At 56.6% G+C, this 21,895-nt stretch carries 27 protein-coding genes; 25 read left to right on the forward strand and 2 right to left on the reverse strand.

Annotated features, from left to right (window positions below; all coding sequences use genetic code 11):
* Positions 1-215 precede the first annotated feature (215 nt).
* The 22 genes from BJF95_RS14660 to BJF95_RS14765 all read left to right on the forward strand — a co-directional run bounded on the left by BJF95_RS14660 (position 216) and on the right by BJF95_RS14765 (position 19,717).
* Positions 216-683, forward strand: coding sequence for a P27 family phage terminase small subunit (locus tag BJF95_RS14660; RefSeq protein ID WP_075640146.1), 468 nt, complete (start codon positions 216-218; stop codon positions 681-683).
* A complete protein-coding gene (locus BJF95_RS14665; RefSeq protein ID WP_075640147.1) occupies positions 667-2,484 on the forward strand; it encodes a terminase large subunit in 1,818 nt (605 codons plus the stop codon). The genes BJF95_RS14660 and BJF95_RS14665 overlap by 17 nt, the downstream gene beginning before the upstream one ends.
* Positions 2,481-3,764: a phage portal protein gene (locus BJF95_RS14670; RefSeq protein ID WP_083638823.1), complete on the forward strand. Its 1,284-nt coding sequence runs from the start codon at positions 2,481-2,483 to the stop codon at positions 3,762-3,764. The genes BJF95_RS14665 and BJF95_RS14670 overlap by 4 nt, the downstream gene beginning before the upstream one ends.
* A gap of 6 nt (positions 3,765-3,770) precedes the next feature.
* Complete coding sequence (locus tag BJF95_RS14675; protein WP_075640148.1) at positions 3,771-4,451, forward strand: HK97 family phage prohead protease; 681 nt, start codon at positions 3,771-3,773, stop codon at positions 4,449-4,451.
* A 34-nt stretch (positions 4,452-4,485) separates the two neighbouring features.
* Positions 4,486-5,688, forward strand: a complete 1,203-nt coding sequence (locus BJF95_RS14680; protein ID WP_075640149.1) for a phage major capsid protein — start codon at positions 4,486-4,488, stop codon at positions 5,686-5,688.
* Between the two features lie 129 nt (positions 5,689-5,817).
* Complete coding sequence (locus BJF95_RS14685) at positions 5,818-6,048, forward strand: hypothetical protein (protein WP_139317511.1); 231 nt, start codon at positions 5,818-5,820, stop codon at positions 6,046-6,048.
* 8 nt (positions 6,049-6,056) lie between these two features.
* Positions 6,057-6,647, forward strand: a complete 591-nt coding sequence (locus BJF95_RS14690) for a head-tail connector protein (RefSeq protein ID WP_139317512.1) — start codon at positions 6,057-6,059, stop codon at positions 6,645-6,647.
* A complete protein-coding gene (locus BJF95_RS14695) occupies positions 6,644-6,844 on the forward strand; it encodes a hypothetical protein (protein WP_075640152.1) in 201 nt (66 codons plus the stop codon). The genes BJF95_RS14690 and BJF95_RS14695 overlap by 4 nt, the downstream gene beginning before the upstream one ends.
* A complete protein-coding gene (locus tag BJF95_RS14700; RefSeq protein ID WP_075640153.1) occupies positions 6,828-7,175 on the forward strand; it encodes a phage head closure protein in 348 nt (115 codons plus the stop codon). Before BJF95_RS14695 ends, BJF95_RS14700 begins: the two co-directional genes overlap by 17 nt.
* Positions 7,172-7,630, forward strand: a complete 459-nt coding sequence (locus BJF95_RS14705) for an HK97-gp10 family putative phage morphogenesis protein (protein WP_075640154.1) — start codon at positions 7,172-7,174, stop codon at positions 7,628-7,630. The genes BJF95_RS14700 and BJF95_RS14705 overlap by 4 nt, the downstream gene beginning before the upstream one ends.
* Positions 7,627-8,031, forward strand: coding sequence for a DUF3168 domain-containing protein (locus tag BJF95_RS14710; RefSeq protein ID WP_083638824.1), 405 nt, complete (start codon positions 7,627-7,629; stop codon positions 8,029-8,031). The genes BJF95_RS14705 and BJF95_RS14710 overlap by 4 nt, the downstream gene beginning before the upstream one ends.
* 15 nt (positions 8,032-8,046) lie before the next feature.
* Positions 8,047-8,496: a phage tail tube protein gene (locus BJF95_RS14715; RefSeq protein ID WP_075640156.1), complete on the forward strand. Its 450-nt coding sequence runs from the start codon at positions 8,047-8,049 to the stop codon at positions 8,494-8,496.
* Positions 8,496-8,885 carry a gene transfer agent family protein gene (locus BJF95_RS14720; protein WP_075640157.1) on the forward strand — a complete coding sequence of 130 codons (390 nt, stop codon included), beginning with the start codon at positions 8,496-8,498 and terminating at the stop codon, positions 8,883-8,885. The genes BJF95_RS14715 and BJF95_RS14720 overlap by 1 nt, the downstream gene beginning before the upstream one ends.
* A gap of 147 nt (positions 8,886-9,032) precedes the next feature.
* The gene (locus BJF95_RS14725) at positions 9,033-11,675 is read left to right on the forward strand and encodes a tape measure protein (protein WP_075640158.1); all 2,643 of its coding nucleotides are present in this window, start codon (positions 9,033-9,035) and stop codon (positions 11,673-11,675) included.
* Positions 11,672-12,295 carry a hypothetical protein gene (locus BJF95_RS14730; protein WP_075640159.1) on the forward strand — a complete coding sequence of 208 codons (624 nt, stop codon included), beginning with the start codon at positions 11,672-11,674 and terminating at the stop codon, positions 12,293-12,295. Before BJF95_RS14725 ends, BJF95_RS14730 begins: the two co-directional genes overlap by 4 nt.
* A complete protein-coding gene (locus BJF95_RS14735; protein ID WP_075640160.1) occupies positions 12,295-12,966 on the forward strand; it encodes a hypothetical protein in 672 nt (223 codons plus the stop codon). The genes BJF95_RS14730 and BJF95_RS14735 overlap by 1 nt, the downstream gene beginning before the upstream one ends.
* A 3-nt stretch (positions 12,967-12,969) precedes the next feature.
* Positions 12,970-13,401 (forward strand): GNAT family N-acetyltransferase, encoded by a 432-nt coding sequence (locus tag BJF95_RS14740; RefSeq protein WP_075640161.1) that lies wholly within the window; start codon positions 12,970-12,972, stop codon positions 13,399-13,401.
* 12 nt (positions 13,402-13,413) lie between these two features.
* Positions 13,414-16,179 (forward strand): phage tail protein, encoded by a 2,766-nt coding sequence (locus tag BJF95_RS14745; protein ID WP_075640162.1) that lies wholly within the window; start codon positions 13,414-13,416, stop codon positions 16,177-16,179.
* Entirely contained in the window at positions 16,176-17,687 is a 1,512-nt protein-coding gene (locus tag BJF95_RS14750; RefSeq protein WP_075640163.1) for a hypothetical protein, read from the forward strand. The genes BJF95_RS14745 and BJF95_RS14750 overlap by 4 nt, the downstream gene beginning before the upstream one ends.
* Positions 17,688-17,719: 32 nt before the next feature.
* Entirely contained in the window at positions 17,720-17,899 is a 180-nt protein-coding gene (locus BJF95_RS14755) for a hypothetical protein (RefSeq protein ID WP_075640164.1), read from the forward strand.
* A complete protein-coding gene (locus BJF95_RS14760) occupies positions 17,883-19,148 on the forward strand; it encodes a gp53-like domain-containing protein (RefSeq protein WP_075640165.1) in 1,266 nt (421 codons plus the stop codon). Before BJF95_RS14755 ends, BJF95_RS14760 begins: the two co-directional genes overlap by 17 nt.
* 2 nt (positions 19,149-19,150) lie before the next feature.
* Entirely contained in the window at positions 19,151-19,717 is a 567-nt protein-coding gene (locus BJF95_RS14765) for a DUF4376 domain-containing protein (RefSeq protein WP_075640166.1), read from the forward strand.
* Here BJF95_RS14765 and BJF95_RS14770 read toward each other — a convergent pair.
* Together BJF95_RS14770 and BJF95_RS14775 are read right to left on the reverse strand one after the other, a co-directional pair.
* On the reverse strand, positions 19,714-20,196 hold the full coding sequence (locus BJF95_RS14770; protein ID WP_075640167.1) for a response regulator transcription factor: 483 nt from the start codon (positions 20,194-20,196) through the stop codon (positions 19,714-19,716). The genes BJF95_RS14765 and BJF95_RS14770 overlap by 4 nt on opposite strands.
* 11 nt (positions 20,197-20,207) lie before the next feature.
* Positions 20,208-20,450, reverse strand: a complete 243-nt coding sequence (locus BJF95_RS14775; RefSeq protein WP_075640168.1) for a DUF4160 domain-containing protein — start codon at positions 20,448-20,450, stop codon at positions 20,208-20,210.
* A 91-nt stretch (positions 20,451-20,541) separates the two neighbouring features.
* Between BJF95_RS14775 and BJF95_RS14780 the strand changes: the two genes are divergently transcribed.
* The 3 genes from BJF95_RS14780 to BJF95_RS14790 are packed head-to-tail and all read left to right on the forward strand — an operon-like array spanning position 20,542 to position 21,708.
* Complete coding sequence (locus BJF95_RS14780) at positions 20,542-21,099, forward strand: lysozyme family protein (RefSeq protein WP_075640169.1); 558 nt, start codon at positions 20,542-20,544, stop codon at positions 21,097-21,099.
* Complete coding sequence (locus BJF95_RS14785) at positions 21,096-21,353, forward strand: hypothetical protein (RefSeq protein WP_075640170.1); 258 nt, start codon at positions 21,096-21,098, stop codon at positions 21,351-21,353. The genes BJF95_RS14780 and BJF95_RS14785 overlap by 4 nt, the downstream gene beginning before the upstream one ends.
* Positions 21,337-21,708 (forward strand): DUF1515 family protein, encoded by a 372-nt coding sequence (locus BJF95_RS14790; RefSeq protein ID WP_075640171.1) that lies wholly within the window; start codon positions 21,337-21,339, stop codon positions 21,706-21,708. The genes BJF95_RS14785 and BJF95_RS14790 overlap by 17 nt, the downstream gene beginning before the upstream one ends.
* Positions 21,709-21,895: the final 187 nt, after the last annotated feature.

Consider the following 21,895-nt stretch of genomic DNA (forward strand, 5'->3'; position numbering starts at 1 on the left):
GTGATCGACACACTTCCAGAGCTTGCTTCGTAGAAATTTCCGCAGCGAATGGCTGGGTTACGGACGCTAAGCAAATATAAGCGGATGATAAGAATAATGGCGAAATTTTTTGCCGATTAAGTCCTAAATATCTCAATGGAAATCCTCCGCAGCCGGTCATTTCCTAAAAAGGATGGCGCACGGCTGCTTATTTTCAAGACATCGGAGACCTTTAAATGAAAGGCCGCAAGCCCGCATCCGAAAACGTTGTGCCGTTGAAGCCTGAGGACGGGCAGGGTGCGAACTTTGAGGCGCGGGCGTTGGCCAAGGCGCGGGAGCTGCGGCCTGATGAATTGCCGTTTGATGTTCGGGCGATTTGGGATCGGCTGGCACCTGGCCTGTGTGATCCGCGCAAAAACCGGCTGAATGAAATCAATGCCTATATGTTTGAGCAGCTTTGCTGGACCATTGCCCGCCATGAGCGGTTGCGGCTGGATGTGCGCGAGGGCGGGGAAACCTATGAGAGCGAAACCCGCAACGGCAAGCAGCTAAAGAGCCGCCCGGAAGTCAGCCAGTTGAACGAGACGTGGCGGCAAATTCGGGCGCTGGCGAGTGATTTTGGCATGACGCCTTCCGCCGAGCGCGGTTTACAGGCGACTGGCCAGTTAGGATTTGAGTTCCCAACCGATGATGGATTCGATTGATGTTGTGGTGCCGGATGTCAGCTATGATGACGATCCGGTCACGGCTTGGGCCTGTGATGTGGTGCGAGGTGATATTGTTGCCGGTCCTCATATTCGCAATGCCTGCCGCCGTCATCTTCTCGACCTTCGCGATGGCCCGGCAAGGGGTCTGCTTTGGGATCTGGAAACCGCAAACAAGCGCATCAAGTGGTTTGGCGATAAGCTGCGCCTGAATGGTGGACAGTTTGAGGGGCGGCGGTTTACGCTTCATCCCAGCCAAGCCTTTCGGGTCGGTTCGCTGTTTGGCTGGAAATGGGCAGACACCGGGCTTCGCCGCTTTCGTCGGTTTTACGATGAGGAAGGCAAGGGCAACGGCAAATCGCCGCTGCTGGCGGGCATTGGGATCTGCATGATGGTGGCCGATGGTGAGCCGCGTGCCGAGATTTATGCCGCTGCTGCCAAGAAAGATCAGGCGCAAGTGCTGTTTCGTGATGCGGTGGCCATGCGCGACCAATCGCCGGAACTGACACGGCGGATTATACCATCCGGCGTAAACCCGGTTTGGCAGCTGACCTATATCAGCAAGGGCGGCGACAAGCGGTTCTTTAAGCCGATCTCGGCAGACAAAGCGCAATCTGGCCCGCGTCCGTCTTGTGCCTTGTGTGATGAGGTGCACGAACACCCGAACCGGGATGTGATCGAAATGCTGGAACGCGGCTTTAAATTCCGCAAACAGCCGCTTTTGGTCATGGCCACCAACTCCGGCTCTGATCGCAAATCCATCTGCTGGGAAGAGCATCAACACGCGGTCGAGGTGGCAGCGGGCATCAAACAGGATGACACGACCTTTGCCTTTGTCTGCTCATTGGATGAGGGTGACGATTGGGAGAACGACCCCAGCTGTTGGGTGAAGGCAAACCCGCTGCTCGATGTCACCGTCACCTCTGAATATTTGCACGGCGTGGTGGATCAAGCCCGGCTGATGCCGGGAAAGCGCAACAGCATTGCAAGGCTTCACTTTTGCGAATGGACGCAATCGGTCAATGCGGCAATCAAGCGCGAGGCATGGATGGCCTGCCAAGCGCCGGTTGATCTCGATGAGCTGGTGGACAAGGGCTATCCCTGCTTTGGTGGGCTGGACCTGTCGAAGACGCGGGATTTTACTGCACTCACCCTGATATGGCTTCTCGATGCCACCAAGGATTCGGAACGGATGGTGTCTAAAACATGGTTTTGGTCGCCTGCCGATACCTTGCGGGATCGCGCCAGCACAGACCAAGCGCCCTATGAGCTGTGGCGGGATCAGGGTTTCATTGAAGCCATTCCCGGCCAGCGGCTTAAATATGCGTGGCTGGCAAAAGCGCTTGCCGAGATTTGCGCCCGGTTTGAACCCAGCGAGATTGCCGCCGACCAATATGGCCTGGAGCAATTGAGCGAACACTTAGGCGATGATGGCGTGTCTTTGCCGCTGACCATTCACCCGCAAGGCTTTCAAAAGCGGGTGCTGGAACGCGACAAACACGCTGCCGATGGCGAACAGGAGATTTATCTCTGGATGCCAGACAGCATCAACAAGCTGGAAAACGCGATCTACGAGCAGCGCTTGCAGATTGACCCAAACCCGATGCTCGATCTGTGTGCGGCAAGCGTTGTCTATACCGAAAACCGCACGGGGCAGCGCATGTTTGACAAGGAACACGCCTTCGGGCGCATCGACGGCATGGTGTCTTTGGCCATGTCGATGGGCATGGCGCTTTGCAAGGAGCGCGCAACGGGGCCGGATTTAGGCTCGTATTTGCAGGATATGGCGGGGCGATTATGAGCATATGGAATGGTCTTTTTGGCCGTCGCAACGTCAAGCTTTCTAACCGGGATGATGCGGAGACCATTGCCGCCTCGCTGGCATCATCTGGCAGTGCGGCGGGCAAAGCGGTGACACCGGATTCGGTGTTGCAGCTGGCCACAGCGTGGTCGTGCATCCGGCTGTTGTCGGAAACCATCGGCACGCTGCCTTTGCAGGTCTATCAGCGGCAGGGCGAGGTTAAATCCTTGGCGCGGGATCATCTGCTCTATGGGCTTTTGCACGATAGCCCAAACAGCGATCAGACAGCGGCGGAATTTGTTGAGGCCATGATTGCCTGCCTGTGTCTTTGGGGTAATTTCTACGCTCGAAAACAGTTTGTCGGCAAACGGCTGGTGGCCATTGAGCAGCTTCGCCCTGATAGAATGAGCGTGAAGCGCAACGCTATGGGGCGGCGGGTTTATACCTACAGCGGCGGGGCCAAGGCCGAAACCTTTGACGAAGACGCGATTTTCCATGTGCGCGGCTTTGGCGTGGGCGGCGATGTGGGCCTCTCACCCATTAGCTATGCGCGGCAAACCATGGGCACGGCGCTGGCTGCCGATGAAACGGCGGCGGAAACCTTCCGCAACGGCTTGCAGATCTCCGGCTTCATCAAGGAAGCGATGGGCACCAAGGCCACCAAGGAACAGCGCATGGAAATGATGCAGCTGTTTGATAGCTTCATGGGGTCGCGCAATGCAGGCAAGGTCATGCCGCTGCCCTATGGGTTTGATTTTGCCTCGATCAGCATGAACCCGGAAGATGCGCAATTGCTGCAAACCCGGCGTTTCCATGTGGAAGAGATTTGCCGCTGGTTTCGGGTGCCGCCGTTTATGGTGGGCCATACGGAAAAGTCGAGCAGCTGGGGCACGGGGCTTGAACAGCAGATGATTGGCTTTTTGACCTTCTCGCTGCGGCCATATCTGACCCGCATTGAACAGGCGATCAAGAAACAGCTGATTCCATTCAATGAGCGGGCAAACCTTTATGCCGAGTTCAATCTGGATGGCCTTTTGCGGGCCGATAGCCAAGGCCGTGCGGCGCTGTTGAGCGCCCTTGGTCAAAACGGGTTCTTGACCCGCAACGAGGGTAGGGCGCTGGACAATCGCCCACCCATGCCGGGCGGCGATGTGCTGACCGTGCAATCCAATCTGGTGCCGCTCGATCAGCTGGGCAAGGTGCCCGCCACGCCAACGCCAGATGCGCCGCTTCAAACGCCAGCGCCAACACCAACGACGCCTCCACCCACCGAGGACTGATCACCCATGAAAACCAAGAATTTTGACCTGCAGGTGAAAAGCCTGTCGGAAGACGGCACCTTTTTGGGCTACGGCTCGATTTTTGGCAATGTCGATAGCTATGGCGAAAAGGTCATGCAGGGCGCGTTTAACGAAAGCCTCGCCCGCCATAAAGCCCAAGGCTCCAGCGTTAAAATGCTGTGGCAGCACGACCCAAGCCAGCCAATTGGCATATGGGAAGACCTCACAGAAGATAGCCGGGGCCTGCATGGCAAAGGCCGGTTGATCCTTGAGGTTGAGAAGGCCCGCGAAGCCTTGGCGCTGATGAAGGCCAAGGCGCTGGGCGGTCTTTCCATCGGCTATCGCGAGGAAGACACCGACCGCGACGGCAAGGTGAAGCTTCTCAAAAAGCTGGACCTTTACGAGATCAGCCCCGTGACCTTTCCCGCCAATGATCAGGCGACGATTGAAAGCGTCAAATCAGACCAATTTACCGAATTTGTGCAGCGGCTGAAGGATGGCAACCCCATGCCAGCCGATGACTTTGCCGAGATCCTGCGCGGCCTCGGTGTTCCATCTTCCATCGCCTCGGAAATTGCCACGCTTGGCTATGCCAAGGCGGTCAATGCGCAAACCCACGCCGATGAGGCGGCCAGTAATGCGTTGAAAGCGCTTCGCGATGCCGCCAGCTCCTTCAAAACCCTTTGATCATCAAACCAGCCCACCAAAAGGAAATTACCCCATGAACGAACTCGAAACCTTGGCCCGTGACCTCAAAACAGCCGCCGATGAGGTCAAGCGCTCTGCCGAAACCACCAACATTGAAATCAAAAACCTCGGCAAGGTGACGGACGAAACCAAGAAAGCCGCCGATGAGGCGCTGATCAAGCACAATGAGCTGTCTGCCCGCATGACCGAGCTGGAACAGAAAATGGTGCGCGGCCCCGGTGAGCCGGAACGCCAGAAATCCATAGGCCAGTCGGTGACTGAGCATGAGGATTTCAAGCATTTTATCAAATCCGGTGCCAAGGGCCGCATGTCGATCTCGGTCAAGGCGATCATTTCGGCGCTGACCACCGATGCCGATGGTTCTGCCGGTGATTTGATTGTGCCGCAACGCCAGCCCGGCATTCTGGGCCTGCCACAGCGCCGCTTGACCATTCGCGATTTGATCATGCCGGGGCAAATGTCCTCCAATGCCATTCAATATGTCAAGGAAACCGGCTTCACCAACAATGCCGCCACCGTTTCGGAAACATCGGGCGCGACCAAGCCGCAATCCGAAATCAAGTTTGATATTGTCACGGCACCCGTGGCAACGATTGCCCATTGGGTGATTGCCACCAAACAGATTTTGGATGATGTGCCGCAGCTGCAATCCTATATCGACGGGCGGCTGCGCTATGGCCTGGCCCTCACCGAAGAGGCTCAATTGTTGATGGGCAGCGGCACGGGCACCAACCTCAACGGCATTTATACGCAAGCCACCGTGTTCACACCGCCGGTTAAATTGCCTGCGGGCGTCACCAAGATTGACGTGATCCGCCTTGCCATGCTGCAAGCATTCCTGGCCGAATATCCGCCAAATGGCATTGTGATGCATCCCGGCGATTGGGCAACCATTGAGCTGGTGAAGGATACCACGGGCCGCCACATCATTGGTAACCCGCAAGGCCAAGCCGAAGCCCGCCTGTGGCGTTTGCCGGTGGTGGAAACACAAGCCATGCCGATGGATAACTTCCTGACCGGCGCTTTCCAGCTGGGTGCGCAGATTTTTGACCGGGAAGACGCCAACGTGGAAATCTCCACAGAAGACGGCAACAACTTCACCAAAAACCTTGTGACCATCCGTGCAGAAGAGCGCTTGGCCATGGCCACCTATCGGCCAGAAGCCTTTGTGAAGGGCGCATTTGCAACCGCGATGGCGGCGGCAACCGAGGCCTGATTGGCGCTGCTTCCAGAGACGCAAAACCTCACTCCGAAAGCAGCCGCCTCCACATAGGCCAACATGGTTAGCAACCGATTAACCATGTTGGCCGCCTTCAACAAAACAACGCGAAAAAGGTTATGGATCATGAAACTCGAAGCGCTTGATAATTTTTACACCGACGAAACCAAACAGGTTTTGGCAGGCCGAACCTTCACCGTGGAAAGTCTAGAAACCGCAAAAGAGCTGATCAAGGCCGGGCTTGCGCAAGAGGTGGAAGACGACGGCGAAGAGGCCACAGACGCCGGTGATCCCGATGCTACCAAGGCCGAGACCAATTTGAAAAACAAGGCGAAAGCCCCGCCTGCCAATAAGTGAGGCGCGCCATGCTGGTGTCTGTGATTGAACCGCCCACCGCTGTGGTGACCGTGGATGAGGCAAGAGCGCATTTGCGCCTCGACCACACCGATGATGATGGCTTGCTCGAAACCCTGATCAAAGCGGCAACGGGCTGGATTGATGGTCCAGCCGGTTGGCTTGGCCGCTGCATTGGCGGCCAGGTGCTGGAAATGCGCCTTGCCCGCTGGCCATCAAGGGGCAGCGATCTGCCTTTGCCTTATCCACCCGTGGTGCAGATCGAACAGGTCGCCCACCTCGGCAGTGATGGCAATGAACAGCCGGTGTCAGATACGCTCTATCGCTTGGCGGGCAACCGCCTGTGGCTGATGCCGGATTTTGTTGCCCCTGTTGGCGGTGATGAACCCTATCCGGTGCGCATCCGCTACTGGGCGGGCTATGGCGCAATGAATGCGCAAGGCCAGTGGGAGAACGACGCTCCAGCCACCATTAAAGCGGCCATCTTGATGCTGGTCGGCCAATGGTATGCCAACCCCGAAGCGGTCGCCACAGCCACCAGCAACGACACCATGCCCTTTGCCGTCGAAGCGCTTCTCCAACCCTATCGGGTGCTGTCATGAAGGTGCGGTTTACCGAGGATTTTGATTACCGGCCAACACCGGCCTGCACCATCGCTTACAAAGCCGGGATGGTGGAAACCGTCAAGCGTGCTTGCGGCGAGGATGCGGTGGCAAAGGGCAAGGCGGTGGAAGTGCTGCCGCGTGGCCGCAAAGCCAAGGCCGTCAAAGAGGAGCAAGCCGATGGCGACCAACAATAGCGCGGGCCAGCTGACCGAGCGCGTGGCGTTTGAGCAAAAAGGCAGCGCCCCCGATGGCTATGGCGGCACCACCACCGCCTTTGCCGAGCAATTCACCTGCCGGGCAGGCTTCCAACATTTGCGCGGCGGCGAGGCGGTGCAGGCGGCGCGCCTGCAAGGCCAGCACACCCTTATTATTCGGGTTCGCGCCAGCAGCCTCACAAAAGCCGTAACAGGGGATTGGCGGGTGCGCGATACCCGCAAACGCACAGTTTACGCCATCAAGGACGTGGAGCTGGAAACCAACCGCATGTTTATCAGCTTCACATGCCAAAGCGGCGTGGCGGGATGAAGATCCGCAATCTGGATCGGCTTAAACGCCGGATCAAGCACATGCCAGCGGCCACGAAGGTGGAAATTCGGGCGGCGCTGGATGATGGATCGACTGAGATGGTCGATCTTGCAAAATCATTTGTCCCGAAAAAAAGCGGTGCTCTTAGAAACAGCATCGACAAAACTTGGGGTGAATACAGGCCGCAAAATGCCAATGTGCGCGGCGTCTCGGCTGGTGGCGCGGGTCATGAGCTATCGGTTGTGATTCATGCCGGTGATGCCGAGGCCTATTATGCTTCGTGGGTGGAGTTCGGCACGGCCCCCCACAAGAATGGCGGAAAATTCAAGGGTACGCAAAATCCCGGTGCCAAGGCCAGCCCTTACTTCTTCCCTGCCTATCGACTTTTGAAAAAGCGGATGAAATCGAAGCTATCCCGCGCCATGCGACGGGCGATTAAAAAGGCTGCGTCATGACTGCCGGAAAAATGATTGCAGGCGAAGTGCAAAAGGCAATCTACGACGCCATGATCGCGGCCAATTGCTGCGATGGCCGCATTTACGATGGTGTGCCACCGGATGCGGTCTTTCCTTATCACACCATCGGTGATGAGCAGGTGTCCGATGATGGCGGCAGCTGCGGCAATATGTGGATCGTTCATTGCGACATTCACTCATGGTCGCGGCCTGATAGCGGCTCAAAAGCAGAAGTGAAGGCGGCACGCTCTGCGGCCTTTGAGGCGGTTTCCGCCATTACCGATATTTCCGGCTTTCAATTTGATGGCGTGTCGCTGGAAACAGCGCGCACGCTGTCCGACCCTGATGGCATCACGCAACATGACGTGATGACCATCAAATTCCTCATCAACTCACTCTGATCTTAGGAGACGACCATGGCCCCCGTAAAAGGTCTCAAGGGCGAAAAGCTGCTTGTGCAAATTGGTGACGGCGCATCGCCGGAAACGTTTGTGATTGATTGCCTGATCAACACAGATCGCGGCATCAAATTTTCATCGGATACCACCGATACCAATCTGCCCGATTGTGATAATCCCGGCGCGCCTGCGTGGAAGTTCCGCAATAAGGACGGCTTTTCTGCCGAAATTTCCGGCTCTGGCAAAGTGCATACGCCATCGGTCAAGCTGTTTTGGGATTGGTTCAATTCCGATGAAGGCAAGAACGTCCGCGTGCTTGTTGATGTGGCGGTAGGTGTTGGCGGTGGCTATTGGATTGGCGCATTTAAACTCACCGATTTCGATGTGACCGGCACACCAAAAGAATACGCTGATTGCAGCGTTACACTGCAATCAGATGGCGTCATCACATGGGTGGATGCTGTCTGATGGCCGGTCATGGATCAATCACACTCGATTGGGCGGACGGTGAATACACTTTCCGCCTGCCTCTTAAACAGCTGGAAGAGCTGGAGCAGCGCTTTGATCGCTCGATCTTCGTCATCACGGATCGAATGGCCACCCGCACGGCCACATCCTCGGAAATCCGCGAGGTTTTGCGTCTCGGTCTGATTGGTGGTGGCGCAAAGCCAGCCGATGCCCTGCCGCTGGTGCGCAAATATGTTGATGAGCGCCCTTTGGATGAAAACCGCGATACGGCTCATGTGATCTGCCTTGCAGCTCTTGCCCGTGTCCATGGTGACGGTGTCAGCGCGGGGGAGAACGTGGCGGAGCTGAGCGGCTCGACTTCGCCTCCATCCATGGAGCCGCAATCCTGATCGGTTTGCAAGATGTTGGCCATCTATCCATTGGCCAATGGTCTGTCATGATTTCGGCCTGGGCGCTTGCCCACGGTGATCACAAACCACAATCCCCAAGCGACGATGAATTTGAACAGGCTGTGAGCCGCGCAAGGATGCTTTGATATGGCAATCTCTGAAGAACGATTGATCGCGGTTCTTGAGGCGCGAATTTCTGAATATGAAAAGAAACTCGCCAAGGCCTTTGGCACGACAGATCGGCAATTTACCAAGATTGAGCATCGAGGCAAAGCAATGGAGGCAAAGCTTGCCGCCATCGGCAAAGGCACTGGCGACAAGTTTTCGCGGGGGTTATCATCGGCACTTGGGGGCCTGTCTGCGGTTTTATCCGTGCGAGAGGTTGCCCATTATGCTGATGCCTGGACCGCGGCCAAGAACAGCTTGGCCGTGGCGGGTGTCACGGGTGAACAGCAGAAAGTCGTTCTCGATCAGCTGTTCAACAGCGCGCAAAAGAATGCCGCTCCCATTGGTGCGCTTGCCGATCTCTATGGCCGGGCGGCGCAATCGGCTGATGTTTTGGGGGCGTCACAGCAAGACCTTGTGAAATTTTCTGACACCGTCGCACTCGGCCTTAGAGTGGGTGGCACAAGTGCAGAAGCCGCTAGCGGTGCCTTGCAACAGCTGGGGCAGGCGCTGGGTTCTGGCAACGTACAGGCAGAAGAATTTAACTCGATCATGGATGGCACCCCCGCCCTCGCGAAAGCGGCGGCAGCCGGGATTAAAGAAGCGGGCGGATCTGTTGCCAAGCTTAAGCAGCTGGTGAACGACGGCAAGATCAGCTCAAAAAACCTGTTTCAAGGAATTTTGGTCGGCGCTGAGCGTCTCGAAGAAATGGCCGGTAATGCCGCGCAGACCATCCAGCAGGGCGTGACGAAAATCGATAACGCATTCACCCGTTATATTGGCCGCACCGACGAAAGCAATTCGGCCTCTCAACGGCTTGTGACCGGGCTAAATTCGCTTGCCGATAATTTTGATGCAAATGCCGATGCGGCCTTGCAGCTGGCCAGCGTGATCGCGGGTGCATTGGTGGGGCGCGGCATTGGTGCAATGTTGTCGCAAGTGCCAAAGCTGGTTGGCACTCTTGGCACACTCCTCACGGCCTTGCGCACAGGGGCAAGTCTTGCGCCTGCGCTTGGTTCCGCTCTTGGCCCATTGGGCGCTATTGCTGGTTTGGCCGCTGGCGCTGCCTTTGCATTTGGCGCGTTTTCCAGCTCGGTCGATGATGCGACACGCAAGCTTGCAAGTCAGGCCCGAAGCGGTGAAGCCGTCAAAGGCATGATTGATGATACCAAGGCTGCGCAAGATGCCTATCGAAAGGCCGTGGCCGATCAAGCGGGCGTACAGTCGAAAAGCACGGCATCTATTGTTGCCTCTACGAAGCGCGAATTTGATGCCAAGAAATCGCTTCTCGAAATAGAGTTGAGGCTTCAGGAAGCGAGGTTGCAAACACTGCAATTCGACCTTGATACAAAATCAAGCCAATTGAAAAAAGAGATCGGTGAACAGGTCTATACGCGCAACTCGTCTGTGCAACAGGGATATTCAGATCCCAAGATTGGCGATTTTGTCAGGCTGCCCGATAGCATTTCGGGTCTCGAAAAGACGCAAGCGGCGATTGATGCAAACCCGCTTACAGATGAAATCAAGAGAATACGGGCGGAATCTGATCTTGCCGCGATTGGTGTTGATGGTCTGAAAAAAGCGCTCACCACGACGTTTGCAGATGGCCTCGGCGGTGGTGCCGTTGACGGCGCTGTTTCTGCTGATGGCACGGGAGGCAAGAATAAGGGTGCATCCGGGGGAAAAAGAACGGCGGATGATCGTTTTTCCGAGGATATTCAAGCGGTCAAAGATCGCACGGCTGCGCTTGTGCAAGAACAGCAGATCCTTGGCCAAACCTATTATGAGCAGGAACGGCGGCGCTTGGCGCTGGACCTTGAACAGCAAGCCTTGAAAGATGTGCGTGAGGAGGCGCGACAAAAGGGCGATGCTGACTGGCAGAATGCAAAGCTAACCCCTGATCATATTGCCAAGATTGAAGCGGCCTCGGCAGCGTATGCCAAGCAAGCAGATGTTTTGCGCACGGTGGAAGAGGCGCAACAGCGTGCAGAAAGCTCGGCGCAAGAGTTTTACGGCACGGCTAAATCTGGCTTTGTCGATGTTATCAAAGGCACATCCAGCTTTAGCGATGCGCTGTCCAATCTGGCCAATAAACTTTCCGATCTCGCCTTGAACAGCGTGTTTGATAGCATTTTCGGTGGTAGCAAAACGACGGGCAGCGGCGGTATTCTTTCCACGGCTTTCAAAGCGATCGGCTTGAAGGACGGCGGGGATGTTGAACCTGCGGGCTTGATCCGGGGGCCGGGCGGTCCGCGTGGCGACAAAATCCCGACCATGTTGTCGGACGGGGAATATGTGGTCAATGCAGCTGCCACCAAGCGCAACCGGGCTTTGCTGGAAGCGATCAATAACCGCAAGCATTATCAGCATCGCGCTAACGGCGGCATTGTCAGCAACCGTTCTGGTGTGTTGAGCCAACCGCCCCGCACATTGGACGTGGCGCAAGTTGCCGCCAGCCGCACATCGCCGGTGCAGGTCAACTTTAACCCGGTGATCGACAATCGCGGGGCGTCCCTTGAGGCGGTGGCGCGCAACGAACAGGCGCTTGCACACCTTCAAAAAACACTGCCTGCGCAAGTGGTCAATGCTATCCGTGATGCCCGTGCGCGGGGTGTGAAGATATGAGCATCACCTATCCGATTGACCTGCTGGCCGATTTTCCCGGCTGGTCTATCAAGTTTGAGCCGCTTTACCGGCAAGAGCAATCGCGCACGGCGGGCGGTGTCACCTACATCAAGGATCTGGGATCGCCGCTATGGTCGGCAAGCTATCAAACGCGGTCGCTGTCCATCAATGAGCTGGACGCATGGCGGGCAAGGCTGGAAGCGCTGGAAGGCGGTTTGCAGTTCTTTAAAGGTGTGCCTTTGTCGCGGGCGCGTCCTATTGCCTATCCGGCTGGCAAGGCGGTGCCTGCCAATCCGGTGCTGTCGGCCATTGGTGCCGACAACAAGAGCGTGACGATTTCCGGCCTGTCCAGCGGCTATATTTTGTCGCTGGGCGATATGATCCAGATCGCAAACAGCGGGCTTTATCGGGTGGTGGAAGTGGCGGTTGCCAATTCCGGTGGCGTTGCCAGCCTGTTTGAAGTGCGCCCGCATCTGTGGCCGGGCACGGTTGCGGGATCGGCTGTCACGTTGGTTCGGCCATCCTGCACCATGATGATTGTGCCGGGGTCGATTTCTTCCGATGCTGATCTCGCGACGGGTCGCGGGGCGTTGTCTTTTCAGTCTATTGAGGTGCGCTAATGCGGATTTTGCCAGCTTCTATCACCACCGCATTGTCAGCGCGGCAACTGGTGGCGCGCGATTTTCTGTGGCTGATTGCGCGAGATCGGCAAACAGGCCAGCCGCAAGCGGTGGGCTTTTGGTCGGACGTGGGCAATATAGCGGCAGAGGTGGTGCATCCTGACACGGGCCATGCGGATGCGCGCAATTTCTACGGCTCCGGCACCTTGATCAGCATCACGGAAATCCCGCTGGTTTCCACGCTGGAAGCGCAAAACGTCACCATCACCATGTCCCAGATTGATGAACTGGTGGCGCAAGCGGTGCGGCTCTATGATTGCAAGCAAGCCCGCGTGGAAATCTATCGCGGGCTGTTTTCGCCACAGACACGCAAAATGGTGGCACCGGCAGAACTGCGGTTCCTCGGCTTTGTTGACACGGTCAATGTCAAAACACCCGCCGAGAACGAGGCCGGGGCGGTGACCTTCACCTGTGCATCGCATATGCAGGAAATCACCCGCTCCAACCCCGACACCAGATCGGACGCCAGCCAAAGGCAGCGCAATGCCAATGATAATTTCTATCAGGATGTGGCGGTGGTGGGTGAGTGGGAACTGTTTTGGGGGCAGGTGCAGGGCAAGATTGCCACCACGGGCCGCAAGCTTTCAAGCATCCTTGGCATATCGGGCTAAACCATGATCAGACATGCTTTGATGGATGATCGCTTTGCGGTCATTGCGCTGTTGCGCGAAAGCCATGCAGCGGCAGGGGCCGATTATAAGTTTGAGGCGGCGCGGGCCGATGCGCTGTTTCGCTACCATCTGCAAAGCGCCATGGCTTGTGTGCTTGTGCTAGAGCGCCAAGGCGCGGTCTGCGGCGTTCTCATGGCGTCGGCCTTCGATCATCCCTTCGGAGCTGGATTGATAGCCAAGGAAACGGTGTGGTTTGTCGCGCCCCATGCGCGCGGGCGCGCCTCTCTGGCCATGCTGGACCTTTACGAAGAGTGGGCAAGGGCGGTGGGCTGCACTGCTATCGGCATGGCGGCGCTTGCCAGCAATGATGTGTCCAACCTTTACCTAAGGCGCGGCTATGCGCCTGCGGAAACGCATTTTATCAAGTCAATCTGACGGTATCCCCTTATGGCTATTTTCTCCGGCATCGCCGCACTGGTCACCAGTGCGGTGGGTGCAATCTCGACCTTTGTCGGCGGCTTGGGCGTTATCGGCTCGGTCGTGCTGCGGGCCGCTGTTGGCGTGGGTTTGAGCCTGTTGGCCAAGGCAGTGTCGGGCAAAGGCAATACAGCCGATGCGGCATCCTTTGCGGTGAGCGGCCAGTTGCAAGCCGGTGGCACGGTGTCGCGCTCGATCATTTTGGGCATGACGGCCACGGCGGGTTCGCTGGTTTACGCCAACACATGGGGCAATGAGGGCAAAACACCCAACGCCTTTGCCAGCCAAGTGATTTCGGTGGCCGATGCGCCGATCAAGTCTTTGCTGGCCGTCATCGTCAATGGTGTTGCCTGTCAGATTGATTTTGGCAACCCACACCCTGAATACGGCTGGCCGGTGATGGATTACCGCAAGGATGGTGCGGACTATCTTTGGCTCAAGTTTTACGATGGCACACAGACGCAAGCCGATGGCTTTCTGGTCAACCGTGTATCCAGCGCAGATCGGCCTTATCAGGCCAGCCGCGTGGGTTATGGCGTTGCCTATGTGATTGCCACCTCGCGGGTCAATCAAGAGCTGTTTTCCGGCTTTCCATCGTTCAAGTTCGTGCTGGACGGTATGCGGCTTTATGATCCGTCTGCTGATAGCTCGGTGGGCGGCAATGGTGGCCAGCGCTGGAGCGATCCTTCCACATGGGGCGGTGATGGCGACCGCTTGCCGGTGGTGCAGCTCTATAACGTCATGCGCGGTATTCGCTGGAATGGCCAATGGTTGTTTGGTCTGCAAACGCTGACAGAGCGGCGCTTGCCCGCCAGCCATTGGATTGGCCAGATTAACAAGTGCCGGGCTTTGATTGATGGGCCGGATGGCAAAGAGGCCACCTATCGTTCGGGTGCAGAAGTTGGCGTGAATGCCGCTATTCAGGACGCGGTGAATGCGATCCTGACGGCCTGCCAAGGCAGGCTTTCCGAGATTGGTGGCACCTATAAATCTTACATCGGCGCACCGGGAAACGCGGTCTATCAGTTCTCCGATGCCGACATTCTCTCAACAGAAGAGCAGACGTTTACGCCCTTCTTTGGCCTGTCCAACACCATCAACGGCATATCGGCCTCCTATCCGTCGATTGATGATGCATGGTCGATGACAGAAGCACCGCCCGTTTATAACAGCGGGTTTGAGGCAGAAGACGGCAATCGGCGTTTGCTCTCGGATGTCAGCCTCGACTTTGTGCCCTATAAAGGCCAAGTCCAGCGACTGATGCAATCGGCCTTGAAAGAGGCGAGGCGCGCAAGGCGGCATACGCTTTCCATGCCGCCGATGTTTTGGGCCTTGGAGCCGGGCGATATTGTTGCCTGGGCAAGTGCGCGCAACGGCTATAACCAAAAGCTGTTTCGCGTGGATGGGGTGCTTGATCAGCCCAACCTCGATGTGGTGCTCGACCTCACCGAGGTGGACCCAAGCGATTATGATTGGAACCAAGCCACCGATTACCGCGTGCCGGTATCGGGCAGCATCGTCACAGACCGGCCAGCGGCGCAACCGATGTATGGTTGGCAGGCAATACCCGCCACGATTTACGATGATCAGGGGCGGGCGCGGCGGCCATCCATCAAGGTGAGCTGTGATGCGGGCCAAGATGATGTGCGGGCTGTGTGGGTGCAGGTGCGGCTCAAATCCAGCCAATCGGTGGTGTTTGACAGCAACGCCACCGCCTATGCTCTGCCGTTCGAATGGGTCTTGAATGGTGTTTTCCTGTCGGCAACCACCTATCAGGTGCGCGGCAAATTTGTGCCATACTCGGCACGGGCCACCGATTGGTCCGATTGGCTGGATGTGACCACACCCGATGTGCGCTTTCTGGCCGGTGTCGATTTTGACCCTTACGAGGGCGTGACCGGCTTTGACAATCTTGATGATGATTTAGCGCATTATCAGGATTGGTTGGGCGGCGGCTTGCGCGAAGTGCAGACCACGATTGCCGAGCTGGATGCCCGCATTGCCGGCCTCGACCTGGGCGGCGCTGTTGTGCGTGATCAGCTGCGCCAGCAAATCCGCGCAACGGCTGATCAGGTCACGGCGGATTACACCCATCAAGTGGATGTTTTGGCCTCTGCGGATGCGGCGATTGTCAACAGCGTGACCGCGCTGACCTCGACATTCAACGCACAAACGGCGAGCTTTACCTCGCAGATCAGCACGCTGGCGGCAGCTGACACGGCCATGACAAGCCGTGTCGATACGCTGACCGCCACTTTGACCGACACACAAACCGGCTTGCAGGCAACGGCAACTGCTGTTTCCAGCCTGCAAGCCAAAGTCACCAGTGTTGACGGCGAGGTCACGGCGGTGGCCTCGGCCTTGACCTCGCTATCAGCCGCATCATCCAGCGGCGATGTCAACAGCGCCAATTTCCGCATGTCGGTGATGAGCGGACCTGTTGGCTATTCGCGCATTGGTGCAGAGGCCCGCCAAGGCGGGGCGGGGAATTTCCGCTCTGCCGCCTGGTATCTGGATGTCCCCAACGATGCCAGCCTGCCAACCCGCTTTTTGGTTGAGGCGGGTCAATTCATCGTCGTCGCGGGCGGCAACCTCAACAACCCGTTTGTGGTCGATGGCACGGCGGTGCGCATGAATGTTGCCAACATCGGCACGGTGACGGCGGGCATGATGCAAAGCGCAAACGGCAAGATGATCATCAACCTCAATGCAGGAACGATTGTGATTTCCTCATGACCAAAACCCTGATTGGCCTCGACTATACCGGCACGGCCTGCGTTAAAATCACCAAGGGTTCCTATGATCCGGTCACCACGCCGGATGGTGAGGTTTCCAAGTTTCTCTATTCGTCAAAATGGGCGGCAGATTGCAAGATTGCCGCCCTGTTTCGCGGATTGCCGCAAGGGGCGGGTTATTATCCATCGCCTCAAAACTGGAATTATTACATCTCATATGGGCACCCGCCATCGGCAGGCGAAACCACGGTTGAATTCAACATCATTCAAAAGAGCTATTTCCCTGATCTGCTCTATGATTACCCGCTGCACATCATCAAATCCTATGATGCAAACGGCTATGATATCACCAACAGGGTTTGGAGTTTTGTGCTGAACGCTGGTTACGCTCAAACCTATGTTTGGCAGACCGCAAACGGATCATCGAATAACGTGGGCTGGGTTAGCCCCGGCTCTACCTTTGGGGTGCTGGCTGCGGGCGGGGCATGGACCACGGTAACAGCCACGCAAACGGCCATTGCCTCCAATATGGATTTTAGCGGGTCATCGCAGATCTCCATGGCGGTGTTTAATCTGCCCGGTGATGATGCTGGTATCCAGAACGGTGAAGACCGACCGCCCGTTGCTGGCCAGCCGCAAATCATCATCAATTCCAGCACGCTCAAAGTGAGCAAGCCGGGCTTTGATGTAACCACGGCCTCCGGCACGCAAGTGGCCTTTGACAGTGCCAACATGCCAAGCAAGATCATTGCGGCCAATGATATCTATATCCCAAGCGGCACTAGCTATTATGAAACTGGATATTATCTCTCGTTGGAAACGCTGGTGGATTGCCATTTCTATGACAGCAGCGTGATCTATTATCCGCGTTCGATTGCCAAGGGTGCCATTCCGGTGGTCTATCGCAAGAACGGCACGACCATAGAATTCGTCAACTCCGGCGCACCGTGCCGGGCGCGCTTCATGATCTATGCCTCTGGCAAGACAGATCAAACCTATGGCCAGAACGATGTGTTGCGGCAATTCACAGACGGCAGCGGCAACAATGTCGTGCAGTTTCTAAGGCCCGGCTGCGGCCCTAATCCGTCCTTTTCCGATATTGTCATCGATAGCCGTTGGCCTGTCGTGAAGATCGTCAAACAAGGTTATTTCAATGTGCCAGATGGGACGGCGGAATCGACTATATCCTATGACGCCAACGGCATGTTTGTGTTTGTGCGCTGGTGCACCTTGCACGGCGGTGGCAGCAACGGCAACGGCGTGAACCGCTGGACGTGGAGCAAGTTCGTGCGGCCACCAGAGTTCACGCTGTGGGCTGTTGATAACGGCGCTTTCAACGTGGGCGGCAACACCACAATCTGCCGTTACGACAACAGCTCGGCCACGTTTTACAGCTATCGCGGGCTGCCCAAATACCAGACCTACACCAGCTCAACCCCGACCACGGCCTATGACACGGCTCCGATCATCGGCATTCGTTACTACGTCTTTGGCGTAGCCATGCCCTGACCAATCCAATCCATTTTTGAGAGATTGCATCCATGAACATCCATCCCGATGTCGCATATGCCGAGCTATGCGCTGAGAACAAATATTTGAAAGGCCGCAATCTGGCGCTGGCGCAAACGTTGTTTGAAACGACAAGCGAACGCGACCAGCTGCGGGCCGAGCTGGACGCATTGAAGGCACCAAAGGAGGCGGATGATGGCGCTGCTGAGTGATTACACAGCGGGCACCGTGACCATTGCCGCCAATGGAACGGCGGTGAGCGGATCTGGCACGGCATGGTTAGCCGCGGGCTTTAGCGAAGGTGATGTGCTGATTGCCAATGGTTATTTTGGCCTGGTTGGATCGGTGCAAAGCAACACGGCTTTGACGCTGGCGCAGCCTTGGCGCGGCGGCGCGCTGAATGGTGCGGGCTATCGTCTGCGCTATCAGGGCGATGGATCGCGGATTTCTGCGCAAGCGCGGCAATTGGTTGAGTTGCTGGGCGGCTCTGGCAATCTTGAAGCCCTTGGAAGGTTGACCGCCGTTGCCAATCAGCTGCCCTATTTTACCGGCGCGGGGCAGATGGCCGCGACCAACTTCACGGCTTTTGCGCGCACGCTGCTTGGTGGTGCCGATGCGGCAACGATGCGCGCATCGCTGGGTGCGCAAGCTGCGCTTGGCTTTATGCCTATTCAGCAGGGTGGAACGGCGGATAGTGGCACAAACAAGATTTATGTCGGTTGGGGGGCAGACGCGAGCTTAAGACTGAGGATCGACAATACTGAGTTTGGCTCCACCTGGCCCATAAAAGCCCGCGATAACGTTGCCAAAACTGGCGACATCATGACCGGCTCATTGACCGTCAATGGCGATGTATCAACACGAAGTAACGTCAGGGTTGGTGTTGGGCAACAGTCCAGTATGCTTGAAATGCACGATACCGATGAGGGCAATCGCTACCTGCACAATAACGGTGGCGCTATCGGATTCCTCGGCAGCACTGTTAACTGGATATTCCGGGTTGGTGACAACGGGGTCGCTGTTGCTGCGGGTGAAGTCCATGCAGGTAATGCGATCCTTGGTACAGATGGCAATGTTTACGGATCAGTTTGGAATAATTGGGGTGCCGCCGACGCGTTCACCGCCATATCAACGCGGATCGACAATCGTATTGCGAGCCTGATTTCGGGATCGCTGGCGGCGTCTGGATATACAAAGCTGCAAAATGGCCTGATTATCCAGTGGGGATCTGGCGTTATCACCAATGGCAATGTGGGGATCGTGTTCCCCATTGCGTTCCCAACTGCGGCTTATGCTGTTGTGCCGGTTTCATCCGGCCCCACAGCTGACAATGCTACGCTCTATTCTGTGGCTGCCGATGGCTTGACGCAGACCGGCGTTAATCTTCGCGGGCGCGGCACACTCGGTGGCGGTGTGTTCGCCGCTGGCCTGAATTACAATTACATCGCGATTGGACGCTAACCATGAAACTCGCACAATTTGACGCGGTTGGATTACCGCTTGCTTTCTATGACAGTGAGATCAACGCCGATACCTTGCCAGAGGATGCCGTTGAGATCACGAATGATCAATGGCAGGAGCTGATCAACAACCAAGGCCAGCGGCGCTTTCAAGATGGCGAGGTGGTGGAATATCAGCCGCCAAAGCTTGCACTGACCGGGGCAGATGTTGACCGGGAACGGGATCGACGGATCGACGCGGGCTTTGTGTTTGATGGTGTTCTCTTTCAATCCGATGAAGGATCACGCGAGAACATTGCCGGGGCAAAATCGGCGGCAACAGACGCCCTTGCCCTGGATGCCTCATCGGGTGATTTCGGCTGGCAACGTCTGCTTGATCCTGATGCTTCGGAAACATTCAAATGGATCGCCACCGACAACAGCCTGCACCCGATGGATGCGCAAACCGTTGTCCGGTTTGGCTATGCCGCCATGGCCCACAAACAGGACATGATTTTCAAGGCCCGTGCCCTAAAGACCATGGACCCGATACCGGCAGATTATGCCACCAACGACGCCTATTGGGTTTAGGCAGCCGTTCTTGGCCGTCCCGTTGTTCTTGGCCGGTAATGGGCGTGCATGATCAGCGGATCACGGCGGCTGGCGCACAGAATGATCTTGATGGCCTCACTGATCTCTTGCCCGGCTTTGTAGTTCTTCCATGTGCGCAGAGACACCCCCACCAGATCGGCGGCCTCATTGTTGGAAAGGCCAAGCTCCTCTTGCCACTTAGTGAGGTCTTCGCCGGTGTAGCTGCGCTGGTCCTCGGCAATCTGGGAGAGGTGATAGGCATCAATGGCCAGATCTTCACCGGCCCACTCAATCGTTGCCCCAAAATCCTCAACTGTTGCCGTCTTCCAGATCGCGTCTGATTTGAGTGGGGCCAGAAGATCGCCACCCGTGGCAATCCAGCCAATCAGGTTGACGCTGGAGCGGGTGCCATTTTGCCATTCAATGTCCAGCAGGGTGCCTGCTTTGGGCGTCACTGCTTTGATGCGGGGCATATCCATGGTGCTCTCCTTCAGGCGATTGGAAAACGAGGGTTGGTGCGGTTCCATTCTGCGGCGATCAGTTTGCGATTTTGCGCTGCCCATTCAAGGGCGGCTTCTTCTGCCTTGCGGGGCAATTTTCCTTTGAGAATTTCCAGCGTGGCAATGTCCACCAAGGCGTCGGCATCCGGGGTGATGATGTGAAAATGCGGCGGCAAATGATCGTTCGCATACACCCGAATAATGATGTTTCCGATTTGAACCAGTTTGCCCATGTGCCCCTCATGTCTGTGAGAAATACATAGGGCATTTACTGCACCATGTAAATAACACGGTGCAAATTTTACACCACAATAGGAGAGAATAATGGATCGTGCGAAATTCTTCGCAGGGCTGCGCAGCGCGTTGTTTGGCGGCAGGCTCACGCAAGGGCAGGTGGATGGCATCACCGCCATTCTGGACGCATGGCAGGCAAGCCAGATGAAGGATCTGCGCTGGCTGGCCTATATGCTGGCCACGGCCTATCATGAAACGGCCAAAACCATGCAGCCAATTGCTGAATACGGCAAAGGCAAAGGCCGCAAATATGGCGTGAAGGGCAGGCACGGCCAAGTGCCCTATGGGCGCGGCTATGTGCAGCTTACATGGGATGCGAACTATGAGAATGCAGATCGTGAGCTGGGGCTTGGCGGTGCGCTTCTCGACAATTTTGATCTAGCACTTGATCAGGATTTGGCCTCGAAAATCATGTTCCTCGGCATGGAGGAGGGGTGGTTTACCGGCGCGAAACTCGGTGATTATTTCGAAGGCGAGAAAGCCGATTGGCTGAATGCCCGGCGCATCATCAACGGCATGGATCGCGCCAAGGACATTGCCGTCTATGGCCGCAAATTTTACGCGCTTTTGCAGGAGGCGGGCGCATGAACACCAACACATTGCGCAATATCTTCAACACCAACCTTTTGCACAACATCATCAATAATCTGGTTTGGGCCATTCCGGTTTTGGCCCTGTTTGACTGGTCAACGCTATTTAGCGAGGCGGTGGCGCTTAAAATTGTGGCCGTCCTGGGCTTGCTTAAACTGCTGATCAACGCCCGGCGTGATGGCATTCGCGGCATGGTCAAACCACAGCCGCCTGTGGGGTGGAAAGTGCCGGACGATGGCACCGGAAATTGACGCAAGCGTGCATCGCCAGCTTGGTGAGCTGGTGGCGGGTTTACGCGCCTTGCAAGACGACATGCGCGAGATCAAGGATGCGCAAATACGCGCAGAAGACAAATCCAACCAAAGCCGTGCGGTGGTTCATCGCCGCATGGATGAAATGGTCGGCCATGTGGGCGCGCTGGAGCGCAACATCTCCACCGTGCAGGCCGATGTGGCCGACATGAAACCCGTCACCAATGACGTGAAGCGCTGGAAGCTGATCGGCATTGGTGCCCTTGGCATGATTGGCATCGGCGGCATCGCTCTCGGTGTCAGCTTTGCCGATGTGCTCAAACGGGTTGGCGCTCTGCTGCTTGGCAGACTGTAATCAAACCAGATCGAAATACCAAAGGCCGGGGAGCAATCTTCCGGCCTTTCTTCATGCCACCGGCACGGGTGGCTGCGGTCTTGCGACCGCAACAGCGGGTGAGATTGGCGTCACGCCCCGCTTGGTAAAAAACTGAATCATTACCACACCCGGCACCTGCGCAGGCGCGGGCGGTGTGGCAGAAAAA

This window comes from Rhizobium oryziradicis (assembly GCF_001939045.1).
Lineage (GTDB): Bacteria > Pseudomonadota > Alphaproteobacteria > Rhizobiales > Rhizobiaceae > Allorhizobium > Allorhizobium oryziradicis.